This window comes from Ruegeria sp. AB8, from assembly GCF_056542605.1.
On the sequence record NZ_JBQGAB010000026.1, the window covers coordinates 17,114 to 29,889 of the forward strand.

Consider the following 12,776-nt stretch of genomic DNA (forward strand, 5'->3'; position numbering starts at 1 on the left):
TCCGCTCATGCGACCGAAGCCTGCACTTCCGCAATGGAAGCCAGATGCATGATGTTTTCTTCCGTCATTTCGTCGCCTGTGACCTGTCCGCTGATGCGCCCTTCACGCACAACCAGCACGCGGTCGCAGACACCAATCAGTTCGGGCAATTCCGAAGAAATCACGACGATCCCCACGCCCTCATTCGCCAGGTCACGCAGAATGCGGTGGATTTCAGACTTCGCGCCAACGTCGACACCGCGGGTTGGTTCATCCAGAAAGATCAGACGCGGGTTGACCGAAAGCATCTTGGCAAGCGCCACTTTTTGCTGATTTCCGCCCGAAAGCGAGGACACCGGGTCGCTCAACGATCCGCATTTCAGGTTCAGCTTGCGCCCGAGCGCTTCGGCTTGGCCCGTTTCCGCTGCGGGCTGGATCAGGCCAAGTCCGTTGGCCACCTGTTCAGGCTTCAGGGCCGAGACGTTGGCGGCGATTGGCAGTTCAAGGAAAACTCCATCGCCTTTGCGGTCCTCGGACAGGTACACCATCCCCTTGGCGATACTGTCCTGATAGTTGCGCAACCTGAGTTCTTCGCCATTCAGCCAAACCTGCCCGGACGCATCCCCTTCCAGCTTGCAGATTGCCCTTGCGATCTCGCTGCGGCCCGCACCGATAAGTCCTGCAATGCCCAGGATCTCACCCTTGTTCAGGGTGAACGATACATCACGGAATCGCGCCGCCTCGGTCAGGTTGCGCACGTCCAGGATCACCTCGTCTGACGGGGTACCCTGCTTCTTGGGGTACAGGTCATCGATCACCCGTCCGACCATTGCATTCACCACGTCACCGGGCTGTATGTCGGCCACATTCCGCGTGACGATGTGCTGGCCATCCCGGAACACCGAAACCCGGTCGCAGTTGTCAAAGATCTCAACCATTCGATGCGAGATATAGATGATGGAAATCCCCTGATCCGCCAGATTGCGCATGATCCCGAACAGGGTCCGAGCCTCGGATTCCGTGAGTGCGGCTGTGGGCTCGTCAAGGATCAGAATGCGGCAATCCAGCGTCAGGGCCTTTGCAATCTCAACCAGTTGCTGGTTGGAGATCGAAAGTTTCTTAACCAGAATCGAAGGATCGATGTCGCTGAGTTGGCGAAACACATCGACCGCATCACGCTCCAGTTTCTTATAATCCATCAGCCATGACCGGCTGATATTGGTTTTGGCCATGAAGATGTTCTCGGCCACCGACACATCCGGGCACAGAGCGATCTCCTGATGGACAAAGCCGATACCCAGTTGCTGCGCCATCGTGGGTGACGAGATTTTGACCGGCTTGCCGTCGAGAACGATCTGACCGCTGTCCGGTTGCAAAATCCCGTCGATCACGTTCATCAGTGTCGATTTTCCTGCACCGTTTTCCCCTGCAATCGCGTGGATTTCTCCTTTGCGGAGTTCAAAGTCGATCCCGCGCAGTGCTTTGACCGGGCCAAAAGACTTGCTGAGGTTCGATATCCGAAGGATCACATCGTCTTGCATTGCACCACCTGTTCGGGTGTCTCATTTTTGGTTGATGTCCTGAACCGCCCGCGAACTGATTTGGAACTGCGCGGGCGGCTCGTCGGGGAGTACTCGGATCAGGCCGGATCGCGGCCTTCCATGTAGACGTTCAGGTCAAAGCTGTCCGCATTGTCCTGGGTGATGACTGCAAAGCCATTGTCCACGAACGGAATCTGAACCGGGTTGAAACCGCTGGTCCGCCAATCGTTGAACGGATCGAAAATGTCCGACCGGTTTGCCAGATGCACCGCCATGAAGCCCATGAAGCCCTGTACACCCTGGTTTGGGTTCAGCGACATATGGATGTTGCCCGCTCGGATGTGTTCCAACGTGGTGGGCGTCACATCCGCGTGCATGATCAGAAGGTCCGAGCCGGCTTCCAGTTTCGCCGCAACCGCACCTTCGGCAGAACCCGCTTCGGGAATCCAGATCGCCGCCACATTCGGATTGGCCTGAATGATCGAGGCTGTCGCGCGATAGGCCGCATTGCTGTCCTGGTTCGTGGCCTGACGTCCGACCAGTTTCATGTTCGGATAATTGTCTTCCATGTATGCAATCAGCGACGTGACGCGCAGATCGTGGTTTGACTGTCCCGGATTCTCGAGAACCGCGTATTCGGCGCTGTCACCTACTTGTTTGACGATCTCTTCTGCCGCGAACTTCGCCTCGGCATGGTTGTCCGAGGTGATATAGCCGGTGCGCTTTGAGCTTGGGCTGTCGGCGGCAAAGGTGACGATCTCGGTGCCATTGTCGACAGCGCGATTGATCGGCTCGATGAACGGGTCGGACTGCATCGGGTGCAACAGAACACCTGCGGGCTGCTTCACCAGATCCTGCTCGAACGAGGCGATCTGCTTGGTGATGTCGTAATCCGGCGTGCCTGAGAACACGGTTTTGCAACCAAACGCCTCGGCAGCCTGTTTGAAGCCCTGGTATACCGGTACCCAATAGGGATGACCCGAGACCATCACGTTCATGATGTATGTCTCATCGGGTTCGCACATGATGCTTTCGGCCTGCGCTGGCGCGGCAGAAATCCCGGCAACCGCCAACGCGGCAGACGCAATAATACTGTTTGCCTTCTTGATGTTCATTGGTTTCCTCCCTGCAGAATGCTCCTGCGACTGCGGCGCATTGTTCGTTCAGCACCAACTGTGCAAGAAATTTCTGCGTGTGATGTTTATTGCACACTCCCTGTCTAAGGGTGATACACCGGTGGCGTCAATAATTTTTGACAAAAATTTTCTGTGGTGAAATTTATTTCGTTTAAGTGTTCTGGATAGCTAAAATTGAATGGGCACGCGCGGATCGGTCGCTCTCGGCAGTCTTGTACCCACTGCCAAAGCTATACTCCTGCGGAGCTGACGTGCTCGACTAAATTGAGAGTAAAACCAGACGAGCGAAGTCTTCCGGAAAACTGGCTGGAAGATCGGATCCAGATCTGCTTCGCATACGCGGAAATGTAGTTTTTCTGTCCCTGAAGAATATCCAAAAACAGCCTTCGCCCGATTGACGCGCCATCTATAATTCAATATTTCATGAAATATGACAGAAAGAATCACAGAACAGTTGTCGATCCTTGGGCACCCGCAGCGGATAACCGTTTTCCGCATGTTGATGCGGCGTTTTCCCGACACTGTGCCCGCAGGAGAGCTGGCAACCGAACTGGGCATCAAGCCCAGCACGATGTCCAACTACCTCAACGCTCTGCAGCGGTCGGGCCTGGTGTCGCAGACGCGGTCCGGAACCTCTTTGCTCTATTCGGTTGAAATGACGAACGTGCAGCGCATGCTCGACTTTCTGATCGTCGATTGCTGCCGTGGCCGGCCAGATATCTGCATGCCCTTCACAAAAGGAGATGGTGCCAAGACCGAGCGCAAGTACAACGTATTGTTTCTGTGTGTCGGCAATTCCGCCCGCTCGATATTTGCGGAGTCGTTGCTGCGGTCCCTTGGACCGGATCGTTTCAATGTCTATTCCGCAGGAACCCAGCCCACCTCTGAACTGAATCCGTTCGCCGTTCAGGTTCTGAAGGACAAGGGACATGACGTTTCGGCTCTGCGTTCCAAACATATGTCCGAGTTCTTCGAGGCCGGCGCCCCGGAAATGGATTTTGTCTTTACCGTCTGCAATCAGGCAGCCAACGAGGAATGCCCGGCCTGGGAGGGCCAGCCGATCAGCGGCCATTGGGGCATGGTCGACCCTGTCAAGGCGCAGGGCACCGACGCGGAAAAAGCGCTGGCCTTTCAGAACGCTTACGGCGCGCTCAAACGGCGCATCGAAACCTTTATATCGTTGCCGGTCGAAAGCCTCGACCGGATCGCATTGCAATCTGCTGTCGATGACATCGGCAGGAATGTCGCCGGGGACATGAAATGACGACATATGCTGTGAATGGCCTGGGCCGGATGGGAAAGCTGGCGCTGAAGCCTTTGCTGGACAAGGGCGCCAGGATCGCCTGGATCAATGACGCAGTTGGCGACCCGGCGATGCATGCGCATCTGCTGGAGTTCGACACTGTGCACGGGCGCTGGGACGCAACATTTGCGCATGATGCGAACAGCGTCACGGTTAACGGGACGCGCCTGCCCTTCATCGGAACCAAAGACATGAACGCCTTGCCACTGGACGGTGTCGATGTGGTGATCGACTGCACCGGCGTATTCAAAACCGAAGCCAAGCTGGCTCCGTATTTTGAGGCGGGCGTGAAGAAGGTCGTTGTTTCGGCCCCGGTCAAGGACGGCCCCACCGCCAATATCGTCATGGGCGTGAACGAAGACACCTATGACCCCGCCACGCATCACATCGTGACGGCGGCCTCCTGCACCACCAATTGTTTGGCGCCGGTTGTGAAGGTCATTCACGAAAACCTCGGCATCCGCCACGGTTCAATGACGACAATCCATGACGTGACCAACACGCAGACCATTGTAGACCGCCCCGCCAAAGACCTGCGCCGCGCCCGGTCCGCGCTGAACTCGCTGATTCCAACCACCACCGGATCGGCCACGGCGATCACGCTGATCTATCCGGAACTGAAAGGGCGGTTGAATGGCCATGCAGTGCGGGTGCCGCTGCTGAACGCCTCGCTGACCGATTGCGTGTTCGAAGTGGAACTTGAAACCACCGCCGAGGAAGTCAACGCATTCTTCAAATCTGCAGCCGAAGGTGAGCTGAAAGGTATTCTGGGTTATGAAACCCGGCCGCTGGTTTCGACCGACTACACCAATGACGTACGGTCTTCGATCATCGATGCGCCGTCGACCATGGTGGTGAACGGGACGCAGGTGAAGGTCTACGCGTGGTACGACAATGAAATGGGTTACGCACACCGTCTGGTGGACGTCGCAATGATGGTTGGAAACGCGCTGTGACCCAGCGACCCGAAGGACTGTCGGCCTATATTGCGGTCACGGCGGCCTATTGGGCCTTTATGCTGACCGACGGAGCCTTGCGTATGCTGGTGTTGCTGCACTTTCATACCATGGGGTTCTCGCCGGTGCAGTTGGCATATCTGTTCGTCCTGTATGAAGTCGCCGGGATGGGCACGAACCTGGCGGCCGGCTGGGTCGCGGCGCGGTTCGGGTTGGCATCAACGCTTTACGCGGGGCTTTGCTTGCAGGTCGCGGCGCTGCTTGCCCTGACGCAATTAGACCCTAACTGGGACATTCCGACCAAAGTAGCCTTTGTGATGATCATTCAGGGGGCGAGCGGGATCGCCAAGGATCTGGCCAAAATGTCTTCAAAATCCGCTGTGAAGCTGCTGGCGCCGGCCGAAGGCGACGGGCTGTTTCGTTGGGTCGCCATCCTCACCGGATCGAAGAATGCGGTGAAGGGGTTGGGTTTTCTGCTGGGGGCCGGGTTGCTGGCGACGCTGGGCTTTATGTGGGCCACGCTGGCCATGGCCATTGTGCTTGCAATCATTCTGATCGCAGTCTTCGTTCTGATGCCGCCCGGCCTGCCCAAAGGACGCAAAGGCGCAAAATTCTCCGAGGTCTTCTCGAAATCCGCCAATGTGAACTGGCTGTCGTTGGCACGCGTCTTTCTGTTCGGCGCGCGGGACGTCTGGTTTGTGGTCGGTATCCCGATCTATTTCTATGCGGTTTTGTCGGACGGAACTGACCAAGGCAACCGCGCCGCATTCTTCGTGATCGGAACCTTCATGGCTGTGTGGGTGATCCTGTACGGGGCAGTACAGGCCAATGCGCCGAAAATACTGCACGCGGCAGAGCGCAGCGAGGGCGACCTGATCCAAGCCGCACGCAATTGGGCTGTGGCCCTGTTCTGCGTTCCTGCGGCTCTAACGCTGGCGGTTCTGCTGTCTTCGGGTCCCGAGACATGGCTGACCGCAACGCTGGTTCTGGGCTTGCTGGCGTTCGGCGCGATCTTCGCCGTCAATTCCGCATTGCACTCCTACCTCATCCTGGCCTTCACCCATTCGGAGCGGGTCACGATGGATGTGGGGTTTTATTACATGGCCAACGCGACGGGCCGCCTGATCGGCACCGTCCTGTCCGGCCTCACCTATCAGGTCGGAGGCCTGCCGCTGGTTCTGGGAACGGCGGCGGTGATGGTCGCCGTTGCTGCTCTGACATCCGGCAAACTCATCGATCAGACGTCCGAGGTTGTCTCATGACTATTTTTGAACGCTACCTGTCCGTCTGGGTTGCCCTTGCCATGGTCGCAGGTGTCCTGATCGGGCTTGCCGCGCCTGGACTGGTCGGGCTGATTGCCTCGGCCGAGGTGGCCAGTGTCAACCTTGTGGTGGCTGTACTGATCTGGGCGATGGTTTATCCGATGATGGTAGGCGTCGATTTCGGCGCGGTGGCGGGCGTGGCACGCCAGCCCCGCGGACTGATCGTTACCCTGACGGTCAACTGGCTGATTAAACCCTTTACCATGGCGCTGCTGGCGGTCCTGTTCTTCGATTACGTTTTTGCTCCGTGGATCGAACCCGAGGATGCCGCCCAATACACAGCGGGCCTTATCCTGCTTGGCGCGGCGCCCTGCACGGCGATGGTGTTCGTCTGGTCTCAACTGACCCGGGGCGATGCGACCTATACGCTGGTTCAGGTGTCGGTAAATGACCTCATCATGGTCGTGGCTTTCGCGCCAATTGTTGCCTTTCTGCTGGGCGTAACGGACATCTCGGTGCCGTGGCAAACCCTGGTTCTGGCAACCGTGCTGTACGTGGTCCTGCCCCTGATCGCCGGGCTGATCACCCGTCGCAAACTGGGCTCGCAAGCGGCGATTGACGCCTTTTCAGCGCGTGTCAAGCCGTGGTCGGTCATGGGCCTGATCGCAACCGTCGTCATCCTTTTCGGCCTGCAAGGAGAGACGATCCTCTCGAAGCCGCTTGTCATCTTGCTGATCGCTGTTCCAATCCTGATTCAGAGCTATGGTATCTTCGCGCTTGCCTATGGCGCGGCCTATGCGCTGAAAGTTCCGCATCGCATCGCTGCACCCTGCGCCATGATCGGAACCTCGAATTTTTTCGAACTGGCGGTTGCCGTCGCCATCAGCCTTTTCGGCCTCAATTCCGGCGCCGCCTTGGCGACAGTGGTCGGGGTTCTGGTCGAAGTTCCGGTGATGCTGTCACTGGTTGCTTTTGCCAACAGGACGCGCATTTCGGTTCAACAGCGCGCAGAAAGCTGAAGTCGCAGTATTGAACAGGTGCGCAAAAAAAGCGCCGGATGACAAATAATATAAGCAGGCCAGTATTCGGACGCAACGCGGTTGGCCAAGTCGATGAAAGACAAGGTAATTCCTGAAAACTAGGTAGTTCCAGGGCTTTCGGATACTGGGTACAGAACGTGCGATTCAGCCCCACATCGTTTGGAGGTTCTGGACTTAACGATTTGTTCAGATATTTTTGAATCCGCAATCTTCAATTGCCATGAAAATGACAATTTGAAACTGAATTCAGCTTTGAAACAAATTTTCTTTGAGGTCCTCAGATGCTTACGTTCCCGCCGCAACCCCCGTCATCCTCCCCCCTCAGCGCAATTCAAGGTGACAGAGCTTACGGTGACGGAAACCCGGCGACCGTCACGACGATTACGTATCATTTTGGTGATTTCTTCGACAAATCAGGTACTTCGTTTTGGACGAACGCGTATAAGAATGAGTTCAAGCAGGCACTGGCTGTCATAGAATCGGTTGCAAACATCCAGTTCGTTGAAACCGCCAACGCCTTTGCCGCCGATCTTGTTGAATATATCGCCCCGAGCAGTTTCTTTACTGGCCAGGGGTTTTCCCCGAACACATTGGGATACCATTACTACCCCCACAATGGGCCGTCAGAGGGGGCGTTCAACACAAACTGGTGGACGGCTGGGCCGGGTGGCAACGGCACACCGGGTGCCTATTTCTTCACGACGATTTTGCATGAAATTGGCCATGCCCTAGGCCTCGGGCATCCGCACGACAGGGGTCTGTCTACCACTGTCATGAGCGGGGTGACGTCGCCCTTCAATGACTACGGTACAAACAATCTGAATCAGGGCGTCTACACTGTCATGTCCTACAATGACGGTTGGACACAGGTGAACGGTAATCTATTCTCAAACGCGCAGTATGGCGGGTCGACCGGGTTGGGCGCATTGGACATTGCAGCCCTGCAAGCACTTTATGGTGCAAATACAACGCACAACTCAGGCAACACCGTCTATACACTGCCGTCAGCCAACGTCAGCGGAACAGGGTATCAGTCCATCTGGGACACAGGTGGCATTGATACGATCCAACATCTCGGTAGTACAGGCGCGCTCATCGATCTGCGTGCAGCAACGATAGACTACTCAGCAACCGGTGGTGGAATAGTCTCCAACGTCGCTGGCGTTCGGGGCGGTTTCACGATCGCTCAGGGCGCTGTGATCGAAAACGCCACCGGCGGCTCGGGAAACGATACGCTTGTCGGAAACAGTGCGCAGAACGTTCTGAACGGAAACTGGGGGAATGACACGATTTATTCGTTGTCCAACGGGTCAAATGACAACACAATCATTGGCGGCAATGGAAATGACATAATCTACGTCGCTACAGGAACCGGCTCGGACACAGTTCTCGGTGGTGCCGGAAACGATCTGGCAATTGTAACACGCAACAACGGTTCGTTTTCGGGTGGAAGCAATTTCGACACGGTCCGTTTTGTCGACGCTATGGACCGTTACCTGCTTATTCAGAACGGCAGCACCTACGAATTCAAAAGCGTCGCGAACGGAGCAACGTTCTCTGTTTCGTCGGACGTGGAACAGTTTCAGTTCTCGAATGGCGCGCAATCGCTTAACAGCACCGGGGTAGTAGCGGCGATGGGTGTCGTGAACATTGAGACGGTCGGTACGGTGCTTCAACATGCAAATCAAGGAATCTATGTGCTGGATGGCGGATCCGCAAATGTGGCGCTGACCTACAATGGACAAGCGGTCGGCCAGAACACGCTGGGCGGCTGGCAGGCCATTCACACTGAGGCCAGCGGTGGCGGCTATCGCGTACTTTGGCAGAACACAGACGGCAGTTACGCCGAATGGACCACCAACCGCCAGGGACAGTTTCTCAGCGGAGCGGCAGTCAACAATATCGTCAGTCTTGAGAACGTCTATGGCGTTGATTTCAACAACGACAACCTGATTGGGCATGACTCGACCACAGTCGAGAGCGATGGCCTCGTAAACCTGGTTGCTTCCACACAAAACGGCTATGTCATTGGCGGAACTGCAACCGTGACACTGAATGGGGCAACGGTGGTTCCGGGAACGCTGGGCGGCTGGTCTGCGATCCAAGCCGAAGCGTCAGGTGGCGGGTATCGGATCCTGTGGCAAAACTCGGACGGAAGCTATGCCGAATGGACGCTGGACGGGACGGGTGCGTTTATCAACGGAACAGCAATAGCCAACGTCATTGACGTCGAAAGCTTTTATGGAGCCGATATCAACAATGACGGCACTACCGGACATGTGGTGACGCCTATTGAGAGTAACGGGTCCACAACCCTATCCTCCTCGACCCAGGGCTCTTACCTTATTAATGGCAGTACCCCGGTATCCTTGAACGGCACGACAATTGCACCTGGTAGTCTGGCCGGCTGGGATGCCGTTCAGGTCGAAGCGTCAGGCGGCGAGTATCGTTTGCTGTGGAAAAACAGTGACGGCAGTTACGCCGAATGGACATTGGACAGTGCGGGCCAGTTCACTGGTGGTGGTGCTGTAGGCAACGTCGTTAGTCTTGAGACCTTCTATGGGGCCGACATCAACGGTGATGGCACAACAGGGCACACGGTAAACTCCATCGAAATAGCCGGGTCGACGAATCTGGGGGCTTCGACACAAGGTATGTACATGATCAACGGAACCATTGCGGTTTCGTTGAACGGCGCGAATATCGGCCCTGACAGTTTGAGCGGATGGAACGCAATTCATGTCGAGGCCTCTGGTGGTGGTTACAGGCTTTTGTGGAAAAACACGGATGGTAGCTATTCAGAATGGACATTAGACAGCGCGGGCCAGTTCACTTCTGGCGGCGGCGTTGGCAACGTCGTTGATCTTGAGACCCTCTATGGGGCTGACATTAACGGTGATGGCACCACAGGGCACACGATAAACTCCATCGAAACAGTCGGTTCGACGAATCTGGGGGCTTCGACACAAGGTATGTACATGATCAACGGAACCATTGCGGTGTCGTTGAACGGCGCGAATATGGGCCCCGGCAGCTTGAGCGGATGGAACGCCATTCATGTCGAAGCCTCTGGTGGCGGTTACAGGCTTTTGTGGAAAAACACCGATGGCAGCTATGCAGAATGGACGCTGGATGGTTCAGGTCAATATACGAGCGGTGCCGCGGTTCCTGATGTTGTCGCCGTCGAAGTCTTTTACCAGTGGGATTTTGACGGCAGCGGAACAGTCGGATTTGCCCAACCGAAACTGGCCCACCCCGATGCTCTGGGTCCTGTTGCAAACCAATTTGTCGCCGATCTGCTTCTGGCCGTCGATGAGGAAGATACGGACAATCTGATCTTCGTCGCGGAACTCGAAGACGCCGAAGAAACGGAGCCTTTCTTCGAGACAGATGGCGAACTTGCCGCACGAAACATTTCGAAAACTCAGCCAGAGCACGGTGACAGCCTTGATCACCATTCGGAGGATGAACTGGAAGTCTTTGATCCTCTGGAAGAAGATGCATTCCTGATCTGATCAGAGTTCTGATTGCAAAACAAAAGAGAATGGCCGCCGTCAAACAGATGACTGCGGCCATTTTGCAGAAAGCGTAAAAAACCGGGGATCTGGCCTAAAAACCGCCCACTGAAATCAGGCGCGTTTTTCGCCGATTGTCGCGATACCCAGCACATCCAGTACTTTTGCTTCGATATGCTCGGCATTCATTCCGGCCTCGGCATACATATCCGCCGGGTTGGCCTGATCGATGAACGTGTCAGGCAAAACCATCGAGCGATACCTGAGGCCGTGGTCGAACACCCCTTCGTCCGACAGCAGTTGCGCAACGTGGCTGCCGAACCCGCCGACTGCGCCTTCTTCGATGGTTATCAGGGCCTCGTGATCCTCAGCCAGCGACAGGATCAGGTCCCGATCCAGCGGTTTGGCAAAGCGGGCATCGGCAATAGTCGGCGAAATCCCCTTGGCTGTCAGGGATTCTGCCGCCTTCTCCACCTCGGCCAGGCGCGTGCCAAACGACAGCAACGCCACGCGCGCACCCTTCCGGATCATGCGTCCCTTGCCGATTTCCAGAACTTCACCGCTTTCCGGCAGTTCAACGCCAACACCTTCGCCACGCGGATAGCGGAACGCGATAGGGCCGTCGTCATGGGCTGCGGCAGTCGCAACCATATGCATCAATTCCGCCTCGTCAGCGGCGGCCATCACCACCATGCCCGGCAGATTGGCCAGATAAGCGATGTCAAACGAACCGGCATGCGTCGCGCCATCCGCGCCCACCAGCCCGGCGCGATCGATTGCAAATCGCACCGGCAACCGCTGTATGGCAACATCATGAACAACCTGATCATACCCGCGCTGCAAAAAGGTTGAGTACATCGCGCAGAACGGTTTCATCCCGCCTGCAGCCAGTGCGGCGGCAAATGTTACCCCGTGTTGTTCGGCAATCGCCACGTCAAAACAGCGCGATGGGTAGCGTTCGGCAAACAGGTTCAGGCCCGTACCATCCGGCATTGCGGCTGTGACCGCGACGATCTTGTCGTCACGCGCGGCCTCTTCCACAAGCGTTTTGCCGAAAACCGAAGTGTAAGACGGCGCGTTGGATGGTGCCTTTTTCTGTTCGCCCGTCACCACATCGAATTTCGCCGTCGCGTGGCCCCTGTCGCGGGCTTGTTCGGCCGGGGCGAAACCTTTGCCCTTCTTGGTCAACACATGGATCAGGATCGGCCCGGTTGCCCGCGCCTTGACGGTGCGCAGCACCGGCAGCAACTGGTCCATGTCATGCCCGTCGATCGGTCCCACATAGGAAAAGCCCAGTTCTTCGAACAGCGTGCCCCCTACGGCCATCCCCTTCAGCATCTCCTTGGCGCGCTTTGCGCCTTCACGGAACGGTTCCGGCAGCAGCGAGACCGCGCCTTTGGCGGCAGCTTTCAGATCGTGGAACGGTTCTTCAGCGTAAATTCGCGACAGATAGTTGGAGAGCGCACCAACCGGTGGCGCAATGCTCATCTCATTGTCGTTCAGAATGACGATCAGGCGTTTCTTCAGATGGCCGGCGTTGTTCATCGCCTCAAAGGCCATGCCCGCAGACATCGAACCGTCGCCGATCACGGCAATCGCGTCACCCAGACCTTCGGGTGTTACTCCGCCCAGATCGCGCGCCACGGCAAAGCCCAGCGCCGCACTGATCGACGTACTGGAATGCGCCGCGCCAAAGGGGTCATATGGGCTTTCGCTGCGCTTGGTGAACCCGCTCAGGCCATCTTTCTGGCGCAGGGTCCGGATTCGGTCGCGGCGTTCGGTCAAAATCTTGTGCGGATAGCACTGATGGCCGACGTCCCAGATGATCTTGTCGCGCGGTGTTTCGAAAACCGCATGCAACGCCGTGGTCAGTTCGACCACGCCCAATCCCGCACCCAGATGCCCGCCGGTGACGGAAACCGCCGAAATCGTCTCAGCCCGCAGCTCCTGCGCTACCTGATGCAACTGCGCGTCCGAGAACCGTCTGAGGTCCGCAGGGCGGTTCACAAGGTCCAGCAGGGGCGTATTTGGGCGGTCAGACATT

General features: G+C 56.8%; 8 protein-coding genes. 5 read left to right on the forward strand and 3 right to left on the reverse strand.

All coding sequences use genetic code 11. The features are described from left to right. Positions 1–5: 5 nt before the first annotated feature. The gene (locus tag ACR0CG_RS20415) at positions 6–1,520 is read right to left on the reverse strand and encodes a sugar ABC transporter ATP-binding protein (protein ID WP_480527162.1); all 1,515 of its coding nucleotides are present in this window, start codon (positions 1,518–1,520) and stop codon (positions 6–8) included. Between the two features lie 98 nt (positions 1,521–1,618). After that, the gene (locus ACR0CG_RS20420; protein ID WP_480527164.1) at positions 1,619–2,635 is read right to left on the reverse strand and encodes a substrate-binding domain-containing protein; all 1,017 of its coding nucleotides are present in this window, start codon (positions 2,633–2,635) and stop codon (positions 1,619–1,621) included. 451 nt (positions 2,636–3,086) lie between these two features. Between ACR0CG_RS20420 and ACR0CG_RS20425 the strand changes: the two genes are divergently transcribed. The 5 genes from ACR0CG_RS20425 to ACR0CG_RS20445 all read left to right on the forward strand — a co-directional run bounded on the left by ACR0CG_RS20425 (position 3,087) and on the right by ACR0CG_RS20445 (position 10,732). After that, the gene (locus ACR0CG_RS20425; RefSeq protein WP_480527166.1) at positions 3,087–3,920 is read left to right on the forward strand and encodes an arsenate reductase/protein-tyrosine-phosphatase family protein; all 834 of its coding nucleotides are present in this window, start codon (positions 3,087–3,089) and stop codon (positions 3,918–3,920) included. Continuing rightward, positions 3,917–4,915: an ArsJ-associated glyceraldehyde-3-phosphate dehydrogenase gene (locus tag ACR0CG_RS20430; RefSeq protein ID WP_480527167.1), complete on the forward strand. Its 999-nt coding sequence runs from the start codon at positions 3,917–3,919 to the stop codon at positions 4,913–4,915. The genes ACR0CG_RS20425 and ACR0CG_RS20430 overlap by 4 nt, the downstream gene beginning before the upstream one ends. Continuing rightward, positions 4,912–6,177 (forward strand): organoarsenical effux MFS transporter ArsJ, encoded by a 1,266-nt coding sequence (gene arsJ, locus ACR0CG_RS20435; protein ID WP_480527169.1) that lies wholly within the window; start codon positions 4,912–4,914, stop codon positions 6,175–6,177. Before ACR0CG_RS20430 ends, arsJ begins: the two co-directional genes overlap by 4 nt. Beyond that, positions 6,174–7,196 carry an ACR3 family arsenite efflux transporter gene (gene arsB / locus ACR0CG_RS20440; RefSeq protein ID WP_480527171.1) on the forward strand — a complete coding sequence of 341 codons (1,023 nt, stop codon included), beginning with the start codon at positions 6,174–6,176 and terminating at the stop codon, positions 7,194–7,196. Before arsJ ends, arsB begins: the two co-directional genes overlap by 4 nt. 302 nt (positions 7,197–7,498) lie before the next feature. Further along, entirely contained in the window at positions 7,499–10,732 is a 3,234-nt protein-coding gene (locus tag ACR0CG_RS20445; RefSeq protein WP_480527173.1) for a M10 family metallopeptidase C-terminal domain-containing protein, read from the forward strand. 114 nt (positions 10,733–10,846) lie between these two features. Here the strand turns inward: ACR0CG_RS20445 and dxs are convergent, their stop codons facing one another. After that, positions 10,847–12,775: a 1-deoxy-D-xylulose-5-phosphate synthase gene (dxs, locus tag ACR0CG_RS20450; RefSeq protein WP_480527174.1), complete on the reverse strand. Its 1,929-nt coding sequence runs from the start codon at positions 12,773–12,775 to the stop codon at positions 10,847–10,849. Position 12,776: the final 1 nt, after the last annotated feature.